The sequence below is a fragment of the Kitasatospora sp. NPDC094019 genome (assembly GCF_044764505.1).
Lineage (GTDB): Bacteria > Actinomycetota > Actinomycetes > Streptomycetales > Streptomycetaceae > Kitasatospora.
In genome coordinates this window covers 175,536-197,167 of record NZ_JBIWIF010000005.1, presented here as the reverse complement: position 1 = coordinate 197,167, position 21,632 = coordinate 175,536, and the positions used below count along the sequence as shown (strand labels likewise).

Annotated in this window: 23 protein-coding genes; 11 read left to right on the top strand and 12 right to left on the bottom strand. The window is 74.2% G+C overall.

Features of this window, described 5'->3' with window-relative positions; translation table 11 throughout:
- The first annotated feature begins 349 nt into the window (after window positions 1-349).
- On the top strand, window positions 350-1,474 hold the full coding sequence (gene corA, locus ACIQ9P_RS13310) for a magnesium/cobalt transporter CorA (RefSeq protein ID WP_402354394.1): 1,125 nt from the start codon (window positions 350-352) through the stop codon (window positions 1,472-1,474).
- Between the two features lie 73 nt (window positions 1,475-1,547).
- On the opposite strand, the gene ACIQ9P_RS13305 is transcribed toward corA, so the two are convergent.
- Window positions 1,548-2,525, bottom strand: a complete 978-nt coding sequence (locus ACIQ9P_RS13305; RefSeq protein WP_402354391.1) for a DMT family transporter — start codon at window positions 2,523-2,525, stop codon at window positions 1,548-1,550.
- A gap of 124 nt (window positions 2,526-2,649) precedes the next feature.
- Here ACIQ9P_RS13305 and ACIQ9P_RS13300 point away from each other — a divergent pair, with 124 nt between their 5' ends.
- From ACIQ9P_RS13300 to ACIQ9P_RS13285, 4 genes are all read left to right on the top strand, one after another.
- Window positions 2,650-3,210, top strand: coding sequence for a hypothetical protein (locus ACIQ9P_RS13300; protein ID WP_402354388.1), 561 nt, complete (start codon window positions 2,650-2,652; stop codon window positions 3,208-3,210).
- 199 nt (window positions 3,211-3,409) lie between these two features.
- The gene (locus ACIQ9P_RS13295) at window positions 3,410-4,717 is read left to right on the top strand and encodes a magnesium transporter MgtE N-terminal domain-containing protein (RefSeq protein WP_402354385.1); all 1,308 of its coding nucleotides are present in this window, start codon (window positions 3,410-3,412) and stop codon (window positions 4,715-4,717) included.
- 76 nt (window positions 4,718-4,793) lie between these two features.
- Window positions 4,794-5,366: a DUF1003 domain-containing protein gene (locus tag ACIQ9P_RS13290; RefSeq protein WP_402354952.1), complete on the top strand. Its 573-nt coding sequence runs from the start codon at window positions 4,794-4,796 to the stop codon at window positions 5,364-5,366.
- A gap of 56 nt (window positions 5,367-5,422) precedes the next feature.
- The gene (locus ACIQ9P_RS13285; RefSeq protein ID WP_402354382.1) at window positions 5,423-6,583 is read left to right on the top strand and encodes an Mrp/NBP35 family ATP-binding protein; all 1,161 of its coding nucleotides are present in this window, start codon (window positions 5,423-5,425) and stop codon (window positions 6,581-6,583) included.
- A 61-nt stretch (window positions 6,584-6,644) separates the two neighbouring features.
- Here the strand turns inward: ACIQ9P_RS13285 and ACIQ9P_RS13280 are convergent, their stop codons facing one another.
- From ACIQ9P_RS13280 to sigE, 4 genes are all read right to left on the bottom strand, one after another.
- On the bottom strand, window positions 6,645-7,319 hold the full coding sequence (locus tag ACIQ9P_RS13280; RefSeq protein WP_402354379.1) for a hypothetical protein: 675 nt from the start codon (window positions 7,317-7,319) through the stop codon (window positions 6,645-6,647).
- Between the two features lie 219 nt (window positions 7,320-7,538).
- Window positions 7,539-7,985 carry a sec-independent translocase gene (locus ACIQ9P_RS13275; protein WP_402354376.1) on the bottom strand — a complete coding sequence of 149 codons (447 nt, stop codon included), beginning with the start codon at window positions 7,983-7,985 and terminating at the stop codon, window positions 7,539-7,541.
- A 139-nt stretch (window positions 7,986-8,124) separates the two neighbouring features.
- Window positions 8,125-9,120 (bottom strand): zf-HC2 domain-containing protein, encoded by a 996-nt coding sequence (locus tag ACIQ9P_RS13270; RefSeq protein WP_402354373.1) that lies wholly within the window; start codon window positions 9,118-9,120, stop codon window positions 8,125-8,127.
- On the bottom strand, window positions 9,117-9,857 hold the full coding sequence (gene sigE, locus ACIQ9P_RS13265) for an RNA polymerase sigma factor SigE (RefSeq protein ID WP_402354950.1): 741 nt from the start codon (window positions 9,855-9,857) through the stop codon (window positions 9,117-9,119). The genes ACIQ9P_RS13270 and sigE overlap by 4 nt, the downstream gene beginning before the upstream one ends.
- 367 nt (window positions 9,858-10,224) lie before the next feature.
- On the opposite strand from sigE, the gene ACIQ9P_RS13260 reads away from it, so the two are divergent.
- Window positions 10,225-10,857 carry an O-methyltransferase gene (locus tag ACIQ9P_RS13260; protein ID WP_402354948.1) on the top strand — a complete coding sequence of 211 codons (633 nt, stop codon included), beginning with the start codon at window positions 10,225-10,227 and terminating at the stop codon, window positions 10,855-10,857.
- A gap of 119 nt (window positions 10,858-10,976) precedes the next feature.
- Here ACIQ9P_RS13260 and ACIQ9P_RS13255 read toward each other — a convergent pair whose 3' ends face one another.
- The gene (locus tag ACIQ9P_RS13255) at window positions 10,977-11,144 is read right to left on the bottom strand and encodes a DUF3117 domain-containing protein (RefSeq protein WP_078880497.1); all 168 of its coding nucleotides are present in this window, start codon (window positions 11,142-11,144) and stop codon (window positions 10,977-10,979) included.
- 289 nt (window positions 11,145-11,433) lie between these two features.
- On the opposite strand from ACIQ9P_RS13255, the gene ACIQ9P_RS13250 reads away from it, so the two are divergent.
- Window positions 11,434-12,234, top strand: a complete 801-nt coding sequence (locus ACIQ9P_RS13250) for an enoyl-CoA hydratase-related protein (protein ID WP_402354370.1) — start codon at window positions 11,434-11,436, stop codon at window positions 12,232-12,234.
- Window positions 12,235-12,319: 85 nt separating this feature from the next.
- On the opposite strand, the gene ACIQ9P_RS13245 is transcribed toward ACIQ9P_RS13250, so the two are convergent.
- The gene (locus ACIQ9P_RS13245) at window positions 12,320-12,925 is read right to left on the bottom strand and encodes a DNA-3-methyladenine glycosylase I (RefSeq protein WP_402354365.1); all 606 of its coding nucleotides are present in this window, start codon (window positions 12,923-12,925) and stop codon (window positions 12,320-12,322) included.
- Window positions 12,922-13,368 (bottom strand): DivIVA domain-containing protein, encoded by a 447-nt coding sequence (locus ACIQ9P_RS13240; protein WP_402354362.1) that lies wholly within the window; start codon window positions 13,366-13,368, stop codon window positions 12,922-12,924. Before ACIQ9P_RS13240 ends, ACIQ9P_RS13245 begins: the two co-directional genes overlap by 4 nt.
- Window positions 13,369-13,423: 55 nt before the next feature.
- On the opposite strand from ACIQ9P_RS13240, the gene folP reads away from it, so the two are divergent.
- Window positions 13,424-14,338, top strand: a complete 915-nt coding sequence (gene folP, locus ACIQ9P_RS13235; protein WP_402354946.1) for a dihydropteroate synthase — start codon at window positions 13,424-13,426, stop codon at window positions 14,336-14,338.
- 42 nt (window positions 14,339-14,380) lie between these two features.
- Here folP and ACIQ9P_RS13230 read toward each other — a convergent pair whose 3' ends face one another.
- Both ACIQ9P_RS13230 and dapE read right to left on the bottom strand, forming a co-directional pair.
- Window positions 14,381-15,190, bottom strand: a complete 810-nt coding sequence (locus tag ACIQ9P_RS13230) for a TIGR00730 family Rossman fold protein (RefSeq protein ID WP_402354359.1) — start codon at window positions 15,188-15,190, stop codon at window positions 14,381-14,383.
- A 133-nt stretch (window positions 15,191-15,323) separates the two neighbouring features.
- Entirely contained in the window at window positions 15,324-16,397 is a 1,074-nt protein-coding gene (gene dapE, locus ACIQ9P_RS13225) for a succinyl-diaminopimelate desuccinylase (RefSeq protein ID WP_402354356.1), read from the bottom strand.
- 236 nt (window positions 16,398-16,633) lie between these two features.
- On the opposite strand from dapE, the gene ACIQ9P_RS13220 reads away from it, so the two are divergent.
- Both ACIQ9P_RS13220 and ACIQ9P_RS13215 read left to right on the top strand, forming a co-directional pair.
- On the top strand, window positions 16,634-17,662 hold the full coding sequence (locus ACIQ9P_RS13220) for a hypothetical protein (RefSeq protein ID WP_402354353.1): 1,029 nt from the start codon (window positions 16,634-16,636) through the stop codon (window positions 17,660-17,662).
- 303 nt (window positions 17,663-17,965) lie between these two features.
- The gene (locus ACIQ9P_RS13215; protein WP_402354350.1) at window positions 17,966-18,751 is read left to right on the top strand and encodes a hypothetical protein; all 786 of its coding nucleotides are present in this window, start codon (window positions 17,966-17,968) and stop codon (window positions 18,749-18,751) included.
- Between the two features lie 208 nt (window positions 18,752-18,959).
- Here the strand turns inward: ACIQ9P_RS13215 and dapC are convergent, their stop codons facing one another.
- Window positions 18,960-20,111 (bottom strand): succinyldiaminopimelate transaminase, encoded by a 1,152-nt coding sequence (gene dapC / locus ACIQ9P_RS13210; RefSeq protein WP_402354347.1) that lies wholly within the window; start codon window positions 20,109-20,111, stop codon window positions 18,960-18,962.
- Between the two features lie 17 nt (window positions 20,112-20,128).
- Window positions 20,129-20,455 carry a ferredoxin gene (fdxA, locus tag ACIQ9P_RS13205; protein ID WP_030061559.1) on the bottom strand — a complete coding sequence of 109 codons (327 nt, stop codon included), beginning with the start codon at window positions 20,453-20,455 and terminating at the stop codon, window positions 20,129-20,131.
- 130 nt (window positions 20,456-20,585) lie between these two features.
- On the opposite strand from fdxA, the gene ACIQ9P_RS13200 reads away from it, so the two are divergent.
- On the top strand, window positions 20,586-21,611 hold the full coding sequence (locus ACIQ9P_RS13200) for a GNAT family N-acetyltransferase (protein ID WP_402354344.1): 1,026 nt from the start codon (window positions 20,586-20,588) through the stop codon (window positions 21,609-21,611).
- Window positions 21,612-21,632: the final 21 nt, after the last annotated feature.

Below are 21,632 nucleotides of genomic sequence, written 5' to 3'. Positions count from 1 at the left end.
CGGTGGATACCAGCCGACCATGCAGTACCGGCAGCTCTACCCGGCCCGGACGCCTTCCCCGTACCCCTCGCCACGCGGACTGAAACAGCGGGCCCCGGAAGCCTCGGCGACAGCCGACCGGCTTCCCCACCGGCACCCTGGACCCGTCCGCCCCGCGCGAACGGCACGGCGGTCCTCAGGTCCGGCCGGGAGAGCACCCCACCGACGTCCGGTCGTTCCGTTCCGTGTGCCCCAGCAAGGCCCGGGAGCGACCGCAGGCGCCGGATTCCATCGGTGTTCCTCCGCCGTCGCACCGCGGCCGCTTCCCGCCACGCCGTCGTGCTGCGGTTCCTGCCCCAGGGAGCCTGCCATGTCGATGATCAACAGCCTGCGCGCAGCCGTCCGCACCAACCGCCGCCGCTCCGCGGCGGGCCTGTTCGACTCCATCCACCCGGGTGAGACCCCGTCGGCCGTGGTCGACTGCGCGGTCTACCAGCACGGCCGCCGGCACGGCGAGACCTGCAGCCCGCGCGACGCGGCGCGGATGGTCAAGGCTTCCAAGCAACTGCCGGAGGGCGAGGGCTCGTTCAGCTGGATCGGGCTGCACGAGCCGACCGAGGCGGAGTTCGAGGGCATCGCCCAGCGCTTCGGGCTGCACCCGCTGGCGGTCGAGGACGCGGTGCACGCGCACCAGCGGCCGAAGGTCGAGCGGTACGACGACGTGCTGTTCGCCGTCTTCAAGACGATCCGCTACGTCGACCACGACCAGCTGACCCCGACCAGCGAGGTGGTCGAGACCGGCGAGCTGATGGTGTTCGCCGGACGGGACTTCGTGATCACCGTGCGGCACGGCGGGCACAGCTCGCTCAAGGAGCTGCGGCACCGGCTGGAGGCCGACGCGGACGGCACCGGACTGCTGAGCAAGGGCCCGTCGGCGGTGCTGCACGCGATCGCCGACCACGTCGTGGACAACTACATGCTGGTCGCGGACCAGTTGCAGACCGACGTCGACGAGATCGAGTTCGAGGTGTTCTCCAACCGGGGCGGCCGGGGCGCGGACGTCGGGCGGGTGTACCAGCTCAAGCGCGAGGTACTGGAGTTCAAGCGGGCGGTGGCGCCGCTGCTGCGGCCGATGCAGCAGCTGTCGGAGCCGCTGCAGCGGCTGGTCGACCCGGAGATCCAGAAGTACTTCCGGGACGTCGCGGACCACCTGGCCCGGGTCACCGAGCAGGTGCACGGCTTCGACGAACTGCTGAACTCGCTGCTCCAGGCCAATCTGGCGCAGGTCTCGGTGGCGCAGAACGAGGACATGCGCAAGATCACCGCCTGGGCGGCGATCTTCGCGGTGCCCACCATGATCACCGGTGTGTACGGGATGAACTTCGACTACATGCCCGAGCTGCACCACCGCTACGGCTACCCGATGGTGCTCGGCAGCGTGGTGCTGATCTGCGTCGGCATGTATCGGGGTTTCCGCCGCAACGGCTGGCTGTAGCCGGAGCGGCCCGGCCTCCGGTCACGGCCGTCCCCGGTCGGCGCGGGTCACCTCCGACCCCGGCCGTCCCCGGCTACGGCTTCCTCCGGTCGGCGCGGGCGACCACGACCAGGCCGAGCAGGATCAGCACCACCGCCGGGTAGGCGGCGGCCGGCGGCCACTGGCCCAGCCAGAGCGCGGCGAGCAGCGCGGCCCCCGGGGTCTCCAGCAGGATCGCGGTGGAGGTCAGCGAGGGTCCGAGGGTGCGCAGCACCCGGTTGCTGAGCGAGTGGCCGAGCAGCTGGGCGGTGGCCATCAGCAGCACGATCTGCCACCACGCGCCGGCGGACCAGCCGGACAGCGGGGTCCCGGCGACCAGGCAGACCGCGAGCAGCACGACCGCCGTGGTGGCGTAGCAGACCAGGGTGTAGGCGGTGGTGCTGACGGTCCGCCGGACCTCGGCCCCCAGCAGCATGTAGCCGGCCGCGGCGAGACCCGCGGCGAGCGCCAGCGCGTCCCCGGCCAGGGCCCGCGGCGAGAGCGAGAGGTCGACGCCGGTGAGCACCAGGACGCCGGCGAAGGCGGTCGCCGTGCCGAGCCACACCATCCGGGGCGCCCGCACCCCGAACAGCCGCATCAGCACGATCGTCCACAGCGGGGTGGTGGTGACCAGCGCGGTCGCGGAGGCCACCGAGGTCATCCGCAGGCTGGGCATCCACAGACCGAAGTGGACCGCGAGCAGCACCCCGGCCGCGACGGCCAGCAGCAGCGCGCGCCGGGGGACGGCGCGCAGTTCGGCCCGGTGGCGCAGCAGCGCGTAGGGGCCGAGCACGCCGACCGACATGACGTTGCGCCAGAAGGCGATCGCCAGGGCGGGCGCGGCGGTGGCGCTGATCAGCGGGGCGGAGAGCGAGATGGCGCTCACGGAGACGGCCAGCAGCAGCAGGTCGGTCCTGGGGAGCGGGCGCGCGGGGACGGCTGCGGAGGCGGCGACGGCGGTGGAAGCGGCGGTGGAAGGAGTGACGGCGGCGGGGACGGCGGCGTCGCTCTCGGGCCGGGCGGCGGCGGGCACGGCGCTCCTCTGGATCCGGTCGGGGTACGGGCGGCTCCTACCGTAAGGCCCGTGCGGCCTCCATGGAACTGTCGCCCGAACGGCGAGACATCACCCCCTCGGCGCAGGCCGTACGCTGTCGGCCATGGACCGTACGCCTGCCGCAGCCGCGACCGCCGACGACTTCCTCGACCGGGCCCTGCTGGAGGAGGCCGCGAAGAAGTCCGGCCTGCTCTGGGTCCGGGCGGACGGCCAGGAGCACGGGCGGGCGCTCTGGCACGCCTGGCACGACGGCGCGGTGGTGGTGGTCGGCGACGGCGCCGAGCAGCCGCTGCACGGGCTCACCGGCGGGGCGGGCGCGACCGTCACCGTCCGCAGCAAGGACAAGGGCGGCCGGCTGACCGGCTGGCCGGCCCGGGTGGTCGAGCTGGCCCCGGGGAGCGAGCCCTGGCAGGGCGCCGTCGAGGAGTTGAAGGGCAAGCGGCTGAACGCGCCGGACACCGACGCCATCACCGACCGCTGGGCCCGCGAGTGCCGGGTGCTGCGGCTGGAGCCGGCCGGGACCGCGGGCGCCGAGCTCACCGAACGGCCTGGGGCGATGCCGGCGGAGCCGCACACGGCGGCGCCGATGCCCACCCCGGCCACCACCCGTCGGCCGATCCCCGCCGGGCTGCCGAAGCTGCTGCTGAAGCGCCGCAAGGGCTGACGCGCCGCCACACCCGCCGCCACCGCGGCCCCCTCCCCGGCACCCCGCCCCCTCCGGCCGACTCCCCCGGTCGCCCGATTCGCCCGTTTTCACCGAGCCCGGGCCGAGATGCCCGAGTAGCCTTGGCCGCGGGGCGTGGCCGCGCCCGGCCGGGCGTCGAACGAGGCGCGCCGAGCGAGGCGAGGGGAGTCCGGAGTCCATGGCAGGGCCAGGCAACCGCGTCTTCATCTCCCACCTGTCCGGCATCGCCGTCTTCGACCCGAACGGCGACCAGGTCGGCCGGGTCCGCGACGTCGTGGTCGCGCTGCGGATCGGCGGCCGCCTCCCCCGGGTGCTCGGTCTGCTGATCGAGGTGGTCGCCCGGCGCCGGATCTTCCTGCCGATGACCCGGGTGACCAGCCTGGAGTCCGGCCAGGTCATCACCACCGGCGTGATCAACATGCGCCGCTTCGAGCAGCGCCCCGCCGAGACCCTCGTCCTCGCCGAGCTGCTCGACCGCACCGTCACCTGGACCAAGACCGGCCAGGAGGTCACCGTGCTGGACGTCGCGATGACCCAGACCCGGCTGCGCGAGTGGGAGATCGGCAAGGTCTTCGTCCAGGTCGGCCGGGTCGGCCGGCTGCGCAAGGCCCGCGGCGAGACCCTCACCCTGGACTGGCAGGACGTCACCGGCTTCACCCAGCCCGAGGAGGACCAGGGCGCCGCCAACCTGCTCGCCACCTTCGACCAGCTGCGCGCCGCCGACCTCGCCAGCGTCATGCACCACCTCTCCGCCAAGCGCCGCGCCGAGGTCGCCGCCGCGCTCGACGACGAACGGCTCGCCGACGTCCTGGAGGAGCTGCCCGAGGACGACCAGGTCGAGATCATCGGCAAGCTGAAGGACGAACGCGCCGCCGACGTCCTGGAGGCGATGGATCCGGACGACGCCGCCGACCTGCTCTCCGAACTGCCCGGCGACGAGGCCGAGCGCCTGCTCCAGCTGATGGAGCCGGACGAGGCCGAACCGGTCCGCCGCCTGCTGACCTACGAGGAGAACACCGCCGGCGGCCTGATGACCACCGAGCCGATCGTGCTGGAGCCGGACGCCACCGTGGCCGAGGCCCTGGCCCGGGTCCGGATCTCCGACCACAAGCCGGCGCTGGCCGCGCAGGTCTTCGTCTGCCGCCCGCCGAACGAGACCCCGACCGGCAAGTACCTGGGCACCGTGCACTTCCAGCGGCTGCTGCGCGAGCCCCCGTACACCCTGGTCGGCTCGCTGGTCGACGACGACCTCGACCCGCTGCCGCCCGACACCCCGCTGTCGCTGATCACCAGCTACCTGGCGACGTACAACATGGTCGCCGCGCCGGTCGTCGACGAGGCGGACCACCTGGTCGGCGCCGTCACCGTGGACGACGTGCTCGACCACCTGCTGCCGGAGGACTGGCGGGAGGCCGCGCTGCACGGCGGTCCGGGCGGGGACCACGCCGACGGACCGGACGAGAGGGAGGTGACCGGTGGACGCTGACCGCAAGGGCCGGCGCGAGGAGACCCCGCGCCAGCGGCTCCAGGGCGAGCTGCGGGAACTGCGCCAGCTGCGCGAACTGCGGGCCCGCGAGGGCGGGGCCAGGGACCGCCGGGCCGAGCCCGCCCCCGGCGGGTCGTCCGCCCGCAGCCGGCTGGACCAGCCGCGCACCGGCCGCCCCGGGCTGATCAGCCTGCCGTCCTACGACGCGGAGGCTTTCGGCAAGCTCTCCGAACGGACCGCCCGCTTCCTCGGCACCGGACGGTTCATCGTCTGGATGACCGTGGTGATCATCCTCTGGGTCGTCTGGAACACCCTGCTGCCCGACGTGGTCCGGTTCGACGACTACCCCTTCATCTTCCTCACCCTGATGCTCTCGCTCCAGGCTTCCTACGCGGCGCCGCTGATCCTGCTGGCGCAGAACCGGCAGGACAACCGGGACCGCGTCAACATGGAGCAGGACCGGGCCCGCAGCGACCGCAACATCGCCGACACCGAGTACCTCACCCGCGAGGTCGCGGCCCTGCGCCAGGGCCTCGGCGAGGTCGCCACCCGGGCCTTCATCGCCTCCGAGCTGGGCGGCGTCCGCTCCGAACTCCACCTGCTGCTCAAGGAACTCGACGACCGCCGGGAGACCCCCGGGACGCTGTGACCGGCGGCACGCCACCGACCGGACGAGGCCCCCGCGCGGCGCCGTACCATCAAGTCATGGCCAACGAGACAGAGGTCGCGGCCGGCGTCACGGAAGAGTCCGTACGCCAGGCGCTGTCGACCGTCAACGACCCGGAGATCAACCGCCCGATCACCGAGATCGGCATGGTGAAATCGGTCGGGATCGGCGAGGGCGGCGCCGTACGGGTCGCGGTCTACCTGACCGTCTCCGGCTGTCCGATGCGCGACACCATCACCGCCCGGGTCCGCGAGGCCGTCGGCCGGATCCCCGGTGTGACCGGGGTCGAGGTCGAGCTCGACGTGATGAGCGACGAGCAGCGCAAGGAGCTCTCCCAGCTGCTGCGCGGCGGCGCCCCCGAGCGCGAGATCCCGTTCGCCAAGCCCGGCACCCTGACCCGGGTCTACGCCGTCGCCTCCGGCAAGGGCGGCGTCGGCAAGTCCTCGGTGACCGTCAACCTCGCGGCCGCGATGGCCGCCGACGGCCTGAAGGTCGCCGTGGTGGACGCCGACATCTACGGCCACAGCGTGCCCCGGATGCTCGGCGTCGAGGGCCGGCCCACCCAGGTCCAGGACATGATCATGCCGCCGCAGGCGCACGGCGTGAAGGTCATCTCGATCGGCATGTTCACCCCGGGCAACGCCCCGGTGGTCTGGCGCGGCCCGATGCTGCACCGCGCGCTCCAGCAGTTCCTGGCCGACGTCTACTGGGGCGACCTCGACGTCCTGCTGCTGGACCTGCCGCCCGGCACAGGTGACATCGCCATCTCGGTGGCCCAGCTGGTCCCCAACGCGGAGATCCTGATCGTCACCACCCCGCAGATGGCCGCCGCCGAGGTCGCCGAGCGGGCCGGCACCATCGCGGTGCAGACCCACCAGAAGATCGTCGGCGTGATCGAGAACATGTCCGGCATGCCCTGCCCGCACTGCGACGAGATGATCGACGTCTTCGGCACCGGCGGCGGCCAGACCGTCGCGGACGCGCTGACCCGCACCGTCGGCGCCACCGTCCCCGTGCTCGGCTCGATCCCGATCGACGTCCGGCTGCGCGAGGGCGGCGACGACGGCCGCCCGGTCGTCCTGGCCGCCCCCGACTCCCCCGCCGGCACCGCCCTGCGCGCCGTCGCCGGCAAGCTCGGCGGCCGCCAGCGCGGCCTCTCCGGCCTCTCCCTCGGCCTCACCCCGAGGAACAAGTTCTGACGCCACGACAGGGGCCCGCCGGTGCGTACCGGCGGGCCCCTGTCGTGTGCGCGGACAGCGCCTACGGGCGGGTGTAGGCGGTCAGGTCGGGGACGGTGGCGAAGCCGGCGCCGTAGGCGCTGACGCCCCGGCCGTAGGCGCCCAGCAGGACGCCGGGGGCCTCGCCGGCCAGGACCCAGCCGTACTCGGACTCGCGGTAGCGGAAGGACTGCGGCAGGCCGTTCACCGGAAGGCTGAGGGTGGACCAGCCGGGGCCGTCCAGGTCGTCGGCGAGGTCCCAGGCGAGTGCCGACTGCTGGTCCAGCCAGTCCTGGCGCAGCGCCCGGTCCAGCTGGCCCGGCCAGGTCGCGGCCAGCAGACCGGAACCGGCCAGCCAGGCCGCCGAGGCGGCGGAGGTCGCCTCCAGGGTGCCGGTGTTGTCGGCGCTGCGCCGGCTGTCCCGGCGGGCGACGGTGACGGCGACCGCGAACTTGCGCATGTCGCGGGGCTCGTACTGGCGGGCCGGTTCCTCGCCGTGACCCAGGCTGCCGTAGTCGACGGAGCCGTGGGCGCCGGAGCGCGGGCCGCCGAAGCCGCTCGGCAGCAGGTAGCGGCGGCCGGACCAGCCGTCGTCCAGCCCGTACCAGGGGAAGTCCGCGGACAGGTAGGGCACCAGCGGGTCCGCCGGGCCGGCCTGTCCGCCGACCATGGGTCCGCCGGCCGTGGCCGTTCCCACCGCCTGACTCGTCGCGTCCATCCCCGGCGCCTCCTCAACGATGTTCGCCTACCGTGGTGCGCTCCCATCGTGGCGCACCTCGGCGCCCCCGCCGACCGACTCGGGACCGGACGGGACCGGAAGTGACGGACGGCACAGCGAGAACAATCAGCACAATAGCGGCGCACACGCCGGGGCCCGCTCAGCCGTGCGGTTCGGCGGGGCGCGAAGGACCCGGGAACCGGGCGGCGGACGGGCGCGTCAGGTCGCGTCGGGGTCGAACGGGGGGCGCTCGCCCGGAGTGAGGGGGGCGCCGGCGGTCGCGGCGGCCGGGGCGGCGGCGGGCTTGTCGAAGGAGACGCTGCCGCTGCGGCCCTGCCCGTTCACCGGGGCGGCCGGCTTGTCGTCCAGCACCGAGCGGATGTCCAGGGACTCCCGCATGTCCTTGAGGCCCAGCGGGTCCTCCTCGCCGCCCATCAGCTGCTTGCGGACGAAGGTCTTCGGGTTGAGGTCCTCGAACTCGAAGTCCTTGAAGTCGGGGCCCAGCTCGGTGCGGATGTCCTCCTTCGCGCTGTCGGCGAAGGACCGGATCTTCCGGATGAACCCCATGGTGTCCTGGATCAGCTTCGGCAGCTTGTCCGGACCGAAGATCACGATGGCCATGATGGCCAGGGTCAGGACCTCCAGTGTGCCCACGTCACTGAACACCAAAGCTCCCTACGGTCGCGGGCGGATCGGACAAACGCTCCTCACAGCGTAATGGCCATCGGCGGGTCCATGACCCCCGGTGTGATGAAGCCGTGGTGAAGACCCGCCGATGACCGCGGCCCCCGGGGGCCGGTGAGGTCTATTCGTTCTCGTGGTGCAGACCGGCCACGCCGGAACTCGGCGTGCGCTCGGGGAGTTCGTGCGGCGGCATCGCGCCCCGGGTGACCGCCACCGGGCGGATCGGCAGGTCCGCCGCCGGCACCTGGGCGTTCATCGGGACCATGCCGCCCCGGCCGCCGGCCGGGCTGACCACGGTGCCGTGCTGCTCCTCGCCCGGGCCGGCGATGCCGACCCCGCCGAGCGTCACCGCGGCCACCGAGAAGGCTCCGGCGGCGGCGAAGACGAAGCGCCGGCCGCGCGCCGGGACCGGCCGGACCACCGGGGTGATCGCGGCCGCGGCCGCGGCCAGCGGCTGGACCGCGGTGTCCGGGCGGACCGAGCGGCGGCCGATCAGCGGGCGCAGCACGGCGCCGCCCCGGCCGAAGGCCCGCGGGTCGACCCCGGGCACCGGGGTGTCGGCCCCGAGCGCGCCGCCGCCGAAGGAGGCGCCGGCGCCCCGGCCGAAGGATCCGCCGTTCAGTCGGCTGCCGCCGAGGGTCCCGGTGCCGGCGACGCCGCCGCCGGGGAAGTCGTCGTCGTCCCGGCGCGGCCGGTCGGCGCGCGGCTGCGGCTCGTCCTCCGGGAGCGCGCCGACGGCCATCAGCCGGGCCATCAGGCCGGAGGACGGGCCGGGCGTGCCGGTGCGGGTCAGCAGGTGCTTGACGGCGCGGCCCTCGTCGGCCTCGGCGAGGCACTGCGGACAGGTCGCCAGATGGGCCTGGACGCGGTCGCGCGAGTCGTGGCCGAGTTCGCCGTCGACGAAGGCGGACAGCCGCTCCCCGAGGTGGTGCTCCTCGACCGGCTCGACCGGCCGGACGGCGACGGCGCGCAGCTCCGGCTCGCCCGGCGGCAGGGGCCCGTCGGCCGCCGGACCGTCCTGGCCGCGCCGACCCAGCGCGGGCCAGCCGGCCCGGCGGGAGGCCGTACGACCGGGGGTGTCCGGGTGGCCCGGCCCGGACCGGCCGGTTCCGCTCACGATCGCCTCCGTCCGCGCCCGCCCGGCGCGGCCGGGGCCTCGCCGGCGGTGGCGCCGACCGGGACCGGCTGCTCCTCGGCGCCGCCGCCCCGGCGCTCACGGCCAGGGGCCGAGCCGGGGGCACGGTGCTTGAGCGCGGCGCGCAGGTGGGAGCGACCGCGGTGGATGCGGCTGCGGACGGTGCCGAGCTTGACGCCGAGCGTGGCGGCGATCTCCTCGTAGGAGAGGCCCTCGATGTCGCAGAGCACCACCGCGGCACGGAACTCCGGCGCCAGGGTGTCCAGCGCCTGCTGGACGTCGGCGTCGAAGTGGGTGTCGCTGAAGTGCTGGGCCGGGCTGGGCTCGCGGGAGGCGAGCCGCTCCGCCGCGTCGTCGCCGAGCGCGTCGAAGCGGATCCGCTGGCGGCGGCGGACCATGTCCAGGAAGAGGTTGGTGGTGATCCGGTGCAGCCAGCCCTCGAACGTGCCGGGGGTGTAGGTGGACAGCGAACGGAACACCCGGACGAAGACTTCCTGGGTGAGGTCCTCGGCGTCGTGCTGGTTACCGGTCAGCCGGTAGGCGAGGCGGTAGACGCGCGCACTGTGGGCCTCGACGATCTCCTCCCAGCTGGGGGGAGTCCAGGTCTGCGCGTCGGGGCCCTCGGCGAAGGTCGCGAGGGCGGGGGCCTCGGCAGTGCCGGCGGGCGCCTGGTGCGCGGCGGCCGGCTGGTCCAGGGTGGAGTGCGCAGGCTGGTTCATCACGGGCTTCGGCGTACGGACCGACGCGGTGCCGCGGGAGTGCCGCCGCACGGAGACGTCGCCCTCGGCCACACCTCCTCGGTCGGCTCTTCTGCCCAGCAGGGCCACCACCATATCCACCTCGCCCGTCAAGCCCGGATAAGAAGTCTCCGGGACCGCGTCCGGAACCGGGTCCGGTGTCCGCGGCACCGCCCGGCCCGGAGAAGGGGGCTCCCGAGGGGTGTCCGGGACGCCCTGTTCACCCGGTCCCTGCTCCAGCAACGGCCCGCCGCCGTACGCGGTTCCCGCCCGGCCAGTAATCTGTGGCAGGAAATATCGACATCCGCTCGGCGCCGGGCCGCCACCCGGGGCTCCGAAAGAGGCAGCCATCAGCGACTTCGGGCCCGCGCGCGCGGCGCTCGCCGACACCTTCGTCGGCGAGGACGCGGTGCTGACCTACGCCCGGGCGCAGTCCGCGCGCACCGGGATCAGGGCGATCGGCCCGAGCGGCGGTGCCTGTCTGCGACTGCTGGCCGCCGCGCTGGGAGCCAAGGCGGTGGCCGAGATCGGCACCGGGACGGGCGTGTCCGGGGTGTACCTGCTGCGCGGGATGCGGTCGGACGGCGTGCTCACCACCGTCGACTCGGAGCCGGTGCGCCAGCAGCTGGCGAAGGAGGCGTACCAGGCCGCCGGATTCGCGGCCAACCGGTCGCGGTTCATACCGGGCCGGGCCCTGGAGGTGCTGCCGAGGCTCGCGGACGGCCAGTACGACCTGGTGTTCTGCGACGGGGACCCGGCGGAGTCCGGGGAGTACCTGGCGGAGTCGCTGCGGCTGCTGCGGCCGGGCGGGATGGTCTGCTTCGAGGGTGTGTTCCAGGAGGGCCGACTGGCCGAACCGGAGGTCCAGGACCCGCGGACCAGATCGGTGCGCGACCTCGTCCGGGACGTCCGGGAGAGCGACGCCCTGCTGCCCGCCCTGCTGCCGGTCTCGGACGGGCTGCTCTGCGCCGTGAAGCGCTAGGCACCGGGCTGCCGCGGCAGCCCGGGCCGAGGGGCGGAACGCGCCGGGCCCGGGCCGACGCGATCGTCGTACCCGGGCCCGGCGGCACATCTCCAGGAGATGGCGAGCACCTGCTGCGGTCAGCCGCAGGCCTTCTTCAGGGCCTCGCCGAGGGCGTGGGCCTCGTCGGGCGTGAGCTCCACCACGAGGCGTCCGCCGCCTTCGAGCGGAACGCGCATGATGATGCCCCGCCCCTCTTTGGTGACTTCGAGCGGGCCGTCACCCGTCCGCGGCTTCATGGCCGCCATGCTCGTTCCCCTTCCTGCAACCGCTCAGCTACGCACCGGCAGTCCGTCCACCGCCGGTATCGAACGCATTGATCGGAAGCCATTATCCCGCATGCCACGGCCTGATGACCAACATCACTCTCGGTGCAACCTCGTCCGGACCGCCGCATTCCCTCCCAATAACCGGCATAAGCGACGGCGCGGCGCCGCTCCGCGCGCCGCCGGAAGGTGCGATACCTCACACTCCCCAGGCGGCCCGGGGCTCCGGCATCCTGGCAGCCCACGTTCACGAGCAAGGGAGCTCCCGCCCATGTCCGATTCGGTGCTGTACGAGCTGGACGGCGGCCTGGCCGTCATCACGATCAACCGCCCCGGGGCGATGAACGCGCTGGACGTCCCGACCAAGGTGGCGCTGCGTGACACCGTGACCGCCGCCGCCGAGGACCCGGCCGTGCGCGCGGTGCTGCTGACCGGCGCGGGCGACCGGGCGTTCTGCGTCGGCCAGGACCTCAAGGAGCACCTGGGCCTGCTGAAGCGGGCCGAGGAGACCGGCGAGGGCGCGCTGCGGACCGTGGCCGAGCACTACAACCCGCTGCTGCGGACGCTGGCCGGGATGCGCAAGCCGACGGTGGCCGCGGTCGGCGGGGTGGCGGCCGGTGCGGGCGCCTCGCTGGCCTTCGCCTGCGACTTCCGGATCGTGGCGGACACCGCGGGCTTCAACACCGCGTTCGCCGGGATCGCGCTGACCGCCGACTCCGGGGCCTCCTGGACCCTGCCGCGACTGGTCGGCCACGCCCGGGCGACCGAGCTGCTGATGCTGCCGCGCACCGTGAAGGCGGCCGAGGCGATGGAGCTGGGCCTGGCCACCAGGGTCGTACCGGCCGCCGAACTGGCCGCCACCGCGCGGGCGTTCGCCAAGGAACTGGCCGAGGGCCCGACGGTGGCCTACGGCGCGATCAAGGAGTCCCTGGCCTACGGCGCCTCGCACTCGCTGAGCGAACTGCTCGACAAGGAGGACGAGCTGCAGACCATGGCCGGCGAGAGCGAGGACCACCGGATCGCGGTCCGCGCCTTCATCGCCAAGGAGAAGCCGGCCTACCTGGGCCGGTGACCCCCCGTACGGGCCCGGCCGGGGCCCTCGCGCCCCGGCCCCGGCTCCGGTCCCGTTCGGCCGCTCCGGTCCCCTTCGGGCTCCGTCAGGCCCGGCCCGGGCCCGCGGCGGGCGCGGTGCGGACGTGGCAGTCCGCGAGGTGGTCGTCCACCAGCCCGCACGCCTGCATCAGCGCGTAGGCGGTGGTCGGGCCGACGAAGCGGAAGCCGGTCCGCTTCAGGGCCTTGGCCAGCGCCGTCGACTCGGGCGTGACGGCCGGCACCTCGTCCGTGGTGCGGGGCGCCGGCCGGTCCGGGTCCCCGGCGAACCCCCAGATCAGCGCGTCCAGTCCGCCGTCGAGCTCGCGGGCGACCCGGGCGTTGGCGATCGAAGCCTCGATCTTGGCCCGGTTGCGGATGATGCCGGTGTCCGCGAGCAGCCGCTCCACGTCGGCGGGGCCGAACTCGGCGACCTCGGCGATCGAGAAACCGGCGAAGGCGGCCCGGAAGCCCTCGCGGCGCCGCAGGATGGTGATCCAGGACAGGCCGGACTGGAACGCCTCCAGGCAGACCCGCTCGAACAGGGCGTCGTCGCCGCGCACCGGGCGGCCCCACTCGGTGTCGTGGTAGAGCCGGTAGTCGTCCGCCGAATCGCCCCAGGCGCAGCGGCGCAGCCCGTCCGCCCCCAGGACGGCACCGGTGCCGGCGCTCACCGCTCCCCGCCCGGCGCGGCGTCCTCGGGGCCGCCGGCCGCGGGGGCCGCGGCGGCCTTGGTGAGGGCGACGGCGGGCTCGGCGACCAGGGCGAACTCCTCCAGGCCGGGCAGCGGTTCGGCGCCGGGCTCCGGGCGGTCGGTCGCCTCGACCGCGCCGCGCACCGCGGCCAGTGCCTCCAGCTCGGCGATCCGCGCGTCCCGGTGGGCGAGTTCGGCGCCCAGCCGGTCGAGGACGTCGTCCACCTCGTCCATCCGGTAGCCGCGCAGGGCCATCGGCAGGCGCACCGCCTCCACGTCGGCCCGGTCCAGCGGGCGGTCCTGCGGCAGCCGGGCGGAGATCCGGTCCTGCACGGCCTCGGGCAGCGAACCGCCGCCGCCCAGCGCCACCAGGGCGGCGCCGCCGACCACTACGGCCATGGCCACCACGATCACCCAGAACACGAGCGGTCCTCCCGATTCTCCGGCCGGCCCCGACAGGAGTGGGATCATGGTCCCGATGGGCCGGGGGGCCATCATCGCACTCGCGGCAGCTGTGGAGGAGACATCGGTGGCACTGCGCCTGGGACCACGGGAATTCGGCGACGACGAGCTTGTGATCATGGCGATCGTCAACCGCACACCGGACTCGTTCTTCGACAAGGGCTCGACCTTCGCCGACGAGGCCGCGTTCGCGGCCGCCGACCGCGCGATGGCGGAGGGCGCGGCGATCCTCGACATCGGCGGGGTGAAGGCCGGGCCGGGTGACGAGGTGACGGTCGAGGAGGAGCTGCGGCGCACGGTGCCGTTCGTGGCGGAGCTGCGCGAGCGCCACCCCGGGGCCGTGATCAGTGTGGACACCTGGCGGCACGAGGTCGGCGAGGCGGTCTGCGAGGTCGGCGCCGACCTGCTGAACGACGCCTGGGGCGGGGTGGACCCGCGGCTGGCCGAGGTGGCCGCCCGCCACGACGTGGGACTGGTCTGCACCCACGCGGGCGGCGCGGAGCCGCGCACCCGGCCGCACCGGGCCGGCTACCAGGACGTGATGGCGGACATCCTGCGGGTCACCGTCGGGCTGGCCGAGCGGGCGGTGGAGCTGGGTGTGCGGCGGGACGCGGTGCTGATCGACCCGGGGCACGACTTCGGGAAGAACACCCGGCACTCGCTGGAGGCGACCCGGCGGCTGCCGGAGATGACGGCGACCGGGTTCCCGGTGCTGGTGTCGCTGTCGAACAAGGACTTCGTCGGCGAGACGCTGGACCGGCCGGTGGACGAGCGGCTGCTCGGCACCCTGGCGACCACGGCGGTCTCCGCCTGGCTGGGCGCCCAGGTGTACCGGGTGCACCAGGTGGCGGAGACCCGGCAGGTGCTCGACATGGTCGCCTCGATCCGCGGCACCCGCCCGCCGGCCGTGGCCCGCCGGGGGCTGGCGTAGCGGCCTCCGGGGGACCCTCGCGGGTCCTCGGGGCGGCTGGGGCTAGATCTCGTTCGCGGGCCGGCGGGCGTCGGCGAGGATCTTCATGACCTCGTCGATCTCGTCGGTCACGTGGAACAGCTCCAGGTCGTGCGGGGCGGCCTTGCCCTGGGCGACCAGGGTGTTCCGCAGCCAGTCGACCAGTCCGCCCCAGTACGCGGTGCCGAAGAGGATCACCGGGAAGCGGGTGACCTTCTTCGTCTGCACCAGGGTGAGCGCCTCGAACAGCTCGTCCAGGGTGCCGAGGCCGCCGGGCAGGACGACGAAGCCCTGCGAGTACTTCACGAACATCGTCTTGCGGACGAAGAAGTAGCGGAAGTTCAGCCCGAGGTCGACGAACTCGTTGAGTCCCTGCTCGAACGGCAGCTCGATGCCGAGTCCGACGCTGAGCCCGCCGGCGTCCGAGGCGCCCCGGTTGGCCGCCTCCATCGCGCCCGGGCCGCCACCGGTGATCACCGCGTAGCCGGCCTCCACCAGGGCCCGGCCGATCGCCACGCCCGCGGCGTACTCGGGTGAGTCGACCGGGGTCCGCGCGGAGCCGAAGACACTGATCGCGGCGGGGAGTTCGGCGAGCGCGCCGAAGCCCTCGACGAATTCCGAGGTGATCCGCAGGACCCGCCAGGGGTCGGTGTGCAGCCAGTCGGTCGGGCCGGTGGTGTCCAGCAGCCGCTGGTCCGTGGTGCTCTCGCCGACCTGGTCCCGGCGCACCAGCACCGGGCCCTTCTGCTTCTCGGGCCACGCCTTCTTCGGGCGCGGCTCGCCCACCTGCTCAGGACCGTGGCCGTAGTGCTTTTCGTCTCCAGTGCCTGTCATGACGAAACCCTACGCCCGTGCCTCGCCTTTTTCAGGCAACGGTGGAAGGTCGGTTGGGCAACCGGAAGATGGCGTTCGACCGATGGTCGGACGGTCGGACCGACCGCGGGGCCGGTCCGGCCGTCCACCGGGTTCAGGCCGTCAGCCAGGCGCGCAGCCGGTCCTCGGTCTCGGCGATCGCGCTCAACGAGCAGTGCTCGTCGCGCTTGTGCGCCATGTTCGGGTCGCCCGGGCCGTAGTTGACCGCCGGGACGCCGAGCGCGCTGAACCGGGCCACGTCGGTCCAGCCGAACTTGGCCCGGGCGGTGCCGCCGGTGGCGGCCAGGAACGCCCGGGCGGACGGCTGGTCCAGGCCGGGCAGCGCGCCCGGGGCGAAGTCGGTGACGGTGACCTCGAAGCCGTCGAAGACCTCGCGCACGTGCTTCTCGGCCTCGGCCTCGTCGCGGTCGGGCGCGAACCGGAAGTTGACCGTCACCACGCACTCGTCGGGGATCACGTTGCCGGCCACGCCGCCGTCGATCCGGACCGCGTTGAGGCCCTCGTGGTACTCCAGGCCGTCGATGTCGACCTTGCGCGGGCTGTACTCCGATAGCCGGCGCAGTACCTCGGCGGCGTGGTGGATGGCGTTGTCGCCGAGCCAGCTGCGGGCCGAGTGGGCCCGGACGCCGGTGAGGCGGACCTGGGCGCGCAGGGTGCCCTGGCAGCCGCCCTCGACGACCGCGCCGCTGGGCTCCATGAGCACCGCGAACTCGGCGGCCAGCCAGTCCGGGTGGGCCTGGGCGAGGTGGCCGAGGCCGTTGCGGTGGGCCTCCACCTCCTCGCAGTCGTAGAAGACGAAGGTGAGGTCCCGGTTGGGCTCGGGCAGGGTGGCCGCGAGCCGGAGCTGGACGGCGACGCCGGACTTCATGTCCGAGGTGCCGCAGCCGAAGAGCAGGTCGCCCTCGACCCAGGACGGCAGGTTGTCGGCGATCGGCACGGTGTCGATGTGACCGGCGAGCAGGACGCGCTCGGAGCGGCCGAGGTCCGTGCGGGCGACGACGTTGTTGCCGTAGCGGTCGACGGTCAGGTGCGGGAGGGCCCGCAGGGCGTCCTCCACCGCGTCGGCGAGGGCCTGCTCGTCGCCGCTGACGGAGGGGAAGTCGACCAGCTGGGCGGTCAGCGCGCCGCCGTCGAGGGTGAGGTCAAGGGGCGTCTTCGGGCTGCTCATGGTTGCCCAGCGTAGTCCCGTCCGAAGCCCCGTCCGACGTCCCGTCCCACGTCCCGGGCAGCTCCCGGGCAGCTCCCGGACGGCGCCAGGACAGCTCCCGCGGGGACCCCGGGCGGATCACGGGCGTCGACGGCCCGTTACGGCTTCGGGGCGATCCGGGGGCAACCGTCCGCCGCCGCACACCCGTCCGAGTGGGTACGGTGTCGGTTCGGAGTGCTCGGTGGAGAGGGGCGGCGGTGGCCAGGCGGAAGAGCGGCGGCGGGGACGGGGACGCGGCGCCGCCGCGGCGCCGCAGGCCGGTGCGCGCGGTGCTGATCGTCCTGCTGGTCCTGACCGTGGTCGCGGTGGGGCTGTACTGGCTGCGCGACCAGAAGCTGCTGACGCCCGAGGGCTGCTCGGTGAAGACCCCGGCCGGCGAGGGCACGCTGGAGGTCCCGCAGGCCGCCAACGCCGCGACCATCGCCGCCGTCGCGCACGCCCGCGGCCTGCCGGACCGGGCGGTGACCATCTCGCTCGCCACCGCGATGCAGGAGTCCAAGATCCGCAACCTGGCCGGCGGCGACCGGGACTCGGTGGGCCTGTTCCAGCAGCGGCCCTCGCAGGGCTGGGGCACCGTGCAGCAGATCATGGACCCGGTCTACGCGACCAACAAGTTCCTGGACGGCCTGGTGAAGGTGCCCGGCTACACCCGGCTGCCGCTGACCGACGCGGCCCAGCAGGTCCAGAAGAGCGGCTACCCGCAGGCGTACGCCAAGCACGAGACCAAGGCGACCCTGCTGGCCTCCGCGCTGACCGGCCAGGAGGCGGCGGCGCTGAACTGCGTGGTGCGCGACTTCGCCGCGACGGACACCGACACGGAGGAGTTCCCGCCGGCCCCCGCCGGGGCCGCGCCGACCCCCGACGCGACCGCGGCCGCCCGCCCGGACCGGACGCAGGTGCTGAGCGACCGGGTGCGCCGCGAGTTCGGCCGGACGGTGACCCCGGCGGCCGGCTACACGTCCACGGTCAAGGGCGCGGAGAACGCCGTCTCGCTGACCCCGGACCCGACCGCGTCGACCGACTCCGGGCCGGAGGCCGAGCGGCAGAACGGCTGGGCGGTGGCGCACTGGGCGGTGGCGCAGGCGCAGCGGCTGGGGATCGAGACCGTCGCCTACGACGGCCGGATCTGGCGGAAGGCCAAGTCCGAGGACGGCTGGAAGCCGCAGCCGACCGGGACGTCGACCAAGCTGGTGCTGGTCTCGCTGGCGGCTCCCGCGAAGGGCTGAGGCCGGGGGCTCCGGGCCGCTGACGCACTGGTGTCCGGGTTGCCGCCGTACGAGTGATTCGCGTCAACGCGGGTGGACGGGCGGCCGGCCGGACCGGGCGGGGCGCAGAACCGTCACTCCCCTTGGCCCGTGGCGCGTCCGACCCTCCGGTCCGGCCCCGGGAGCGGCTCCCCGCGCGGTCGTACCGTCATACGGTCAGTACGACGTTTTCCTTGCACGGGCCGAAACCTTCTGGCTTCTCAAGCGGTAACACCGTCGTCCGCCCGGCGGACGGAACGGACCCAGACCCCTTCGAGGAGCCCCATGTCTCACCCCCTCACGCGCCGGATCGCCCAGGCCGCGCTGCTCGTGGCGGCCGGCGCGACCCCGCTGGTCGCGGCCGGCTCCGCGTCCGCCGCGGACGCCCTGCTGCCGAAGAGCGACCTGGCCGCCCCGCTGGGCCAGCTGACCAACACCGACACGGGTTCCACCCTGCAGCACACCACCCACGAGCTGGGCCAGGCCGCCGGGACCACCGGTGCCGCCACCGTCGCCGCGGGCGTTCCCGCCACCGCCGACGCCACCGGCAACATCGTCGCCCAGCAGCTCCCCGAGGCGAACGAGAAGGCCAGCTCGCTGACCGCCCCGGTCGACCAGACCGCCGCCACCACCGGCCAGCTCTCCGGTGTCACCCCGAAGGTCGCCAAGACCCTGGCCGGCAAGCTCGGCGAGGCCGTGACCGGCCGCTCCGCCGCGCCGCAGCGGAGCGCGCAGAGCGGGGCGAACCCGGTCGGCGGGCTCTCCCAGGCCGGTGCCGTCACCAACGCCGTCCCGGGCGCCGGCGGGCTGACCCAGGCCGTTCCCAGCACCAACGCCGTCACCGACGCGCTGCCGCTCGGCGCCGTCGGCCGTGCCGTCCCCGGCGGCCTGACCTCCGGCCTGCCCGGCGCCGACGTGCTCGGCCTGGCCGAGCACGGTTCGGCCAACCGTCTGGGCGGCGCCGACCTCGGCCCGAACAGCCCGCTGAACGGCCTCAGCGGTCTCACCGGCGCGCTCGGCCCGATCGGCGGCCTGCTGGGCGGCCTCAACGGCGGCGGCGTCGGCCTCTAGTCGGCTTCCGGTCCCGACTCGCGGTCGGCGGCCGGTCGGCATCCGGTCCCGACCCCGGTCCGCCTCCGGTCCGACCCCGTGGTGTCGCCGTCCCGGCTCCCGTGCCCCGGCCCGACCGCGCCCCGTCCGACGGGATCCCGGTCCGGCGACGGCGAAGGGGCCGGTGTTCCTCCTCGGAACACCGGCCCCTTCGGGCTCCCGGACGCGGTCAGCGCGCCGCGTTCAGCCGCTCCACCGCCGCCGCGACCCGCTCGTCGGTCGCGGTGAACGCGACCCGGACGAACCGGTCGCCGGCCGGACCGTAGAAGTCGCCGGGCGCCACCAGGATGCCCAGCCCAGCGAGTTCGGCGACGGTTTCCCAGCACGGCCGGTCCTGGGTCGCCCACAGGTAGAGGCTCGCCTCCGAGTGCTCGATCCGGAAGCCGTACGCCTCCAGCGCCGCCCGCAGCGCAGCCCGCCGGGCCGCGTAGCGCTCCCGCTGCTCGACCACGTGCGCGTCGTCCCCGAGCGCGGCCACCGTCGCGGCCTGCACCGGGGCCGGCACGATCATGCCGCCGTGCTTGCGCACCTCCAGCAGCTCCTTGACCACCACCGGGTCGCCCGCCACGAAGGAGGCACGGTAGCCGGCCAGGTTGGAGCGCTTGGACAGCGAGTGCACCGCGAGCAGGCCCTCGTGGCCGTCCCCGCAGACGTCCGGGCGCAGCACCGAGACCGGCTCGGCCTCCCAGCCCAGTTCGAAGTAGCACTCGTCGCTGACCAGCAGGGCCCGGTGCTCGCGCGCCCACGCCACCGTGCGGCGCAGCTCCTCGGCGCCGAGCACCCGCCCGGTCGGGTTGGACGGCGAGTTGACCCACAGCAGCCGCACCCGGGAGCCGTCCAGCTCGTCCACCGAGTCGTACTCGACCGGCTCGGCGCCGCACAGCCGGGCGCCCACCTCGTACGTCGGGTAGGCCAGGCGCGGGTAGGCGACCTGGTCGCCGGGGCCGAGGCCGAGCTGGGTCGGCAGCCAGGCCACCAGCTCCTTGGAGCCGACGGTCGGCAGGACGGCCCGCGGGCCGATCTCCGCGCCGAGCCGGCGTCGCAGCCAGTCGGCGACGGCCTCGCGCAACTCCTGCGGGCCCCAGACGGTCGGGTAGCCGGGGGTGTCCGTGGCGGCGGCGAGCGCCTTCTGGATCACCTCGGGGACCGGGTCCACCGGGGTGCCCACGGAGAAGTCGCAGAGTCCGCCCGGGTGGGCGAGCGCGGTGGCCTTGTAGGGCTCCAGCTTGTCCCAGGGGAACACCGGCAGGAGGTCGGAAACGCGGCGCGCCGCCCCCGGGTGGCCCGGGAACGGCGCGTGCGTGCTGTTCTTGGTAGTCACAGCTGAATTGCCACCGATCAGTGGTCGGCGTTCTGCGGCGGCAGAGCGGCGATGAACGGGTGGTCGCGCTCGATCAGACCGAGCTTCGAGGCACCGCCGGGCGAACCGAGGTCGTCGAAGAACTCGACGTTCGCCTTGTAGTAGTCCTTCCACTCCTCCGGAGTGTCGTCCTCGTAGAAGATCGCCTCGACCGGGCAGACCGGCTCGCACGCACCACAGTCGACACACTCATCCGGGTGGATGTAGAGCGATCGCTCGCCCTCGTAGATGCAGTCAACCGGGCACTCTTCGATGCATGCCTTGTCCTTGACGTCGACACAAGGCTGCGCGATGACGTAGGTCACGCTGTCGTTCCTCCTCGGAAGGGCTCGGCGGCCCATTCTGTTTTCTCGCGTGCGCGGGTGAGCGCGGTGTCGTCGATGCCCGCCCCTAGTATCGCGGGTCGGAGACCGCAAATGCACAGGAGGTGCCCAGATGGCCGTCGAAGGGCCGGTTCAGGACCGTCCGGAGGTCCGGCTGGACCGCTCCGACGTGGGCCGGAGAGTCTCCGTACGAAGGCTCGCCGGCTTCACCGACAACAACCGGCCAGTGTTCCGGGACGTGATCGGTGTGCTCCTCTCCTGGGGCGACGAGGGCCTGACCGTGGAGCCGCGGAGCGGCGGACCGGTGACCTTCGACGAGCGGCTGCTGGTCGCGGGAAAGCCGGTGCCGCTCTTCCCCGCCCGGCGCGCGCCGCTGCCGCCGGCCGGCCCCGAGGAGCTCCGGCGGATCGCCGACCGGGGCCGGCCCGACGCCGAACGGGAGCCGCTGGGCGAGTGGACCCTGCGCGCCCCGGCCGGCTCCGCCGGGTGCCCGGGCTCGGTCCTGGCGCTCGGCGATCCCGGCCGGCCACCGGCCGCGGCGCTCGCGGCGGTCCGCGCCTGGTACGCGGCGCGGGGGCTGCCGGCCCGGCTGGAACTCGGCCTCCCGGTCGCGCCGGAGGAACTGCGGGCCGAGCTGGACCGCCTGGGCGCCACGTGCACGCCGGTCCTGTTCCAGGTCGCGCCGCTGGCCGGGATCGCCCGGGCCGGGGCGCCCGCCGCCCTCCGCGAGGTCCGGCTCTCCCGGACGGCCGGAGCGGCCCGGCCGACACCGGACCGGCGGGCCGACGACGGGACCGCGGTCGAGCGGGCCGCTCCGCCGGCCGTCCCCGAGGGGCCGTCGGTGTGGTTCGCCACCGTGCCCGGCGACGCTCCCGGCCGGCCCCCGCTCGCGACCGGACGCTGCGTCATCGACGGCCCGTGGGCGGGCTTCGGCGCGGTCGAGGTCGCACCGGCCGCGCGCCGGACCGGGCTCGGCACCGCGGTCCTGGCGGTACTCGCGGCCCGGGCCGCCGAGGAGGGCGCGAGCGGCGGCTATCTGCGGGTGGAACCCGGGAACACCGGGGCGGTCGCGCTCCATGACGGTCTGGGCTTCACGACCAGTCACACTTACCAGTACGCACTCCTGCCGCAGGGGTAGGAGTCCCGGCCGCTCCCCCGC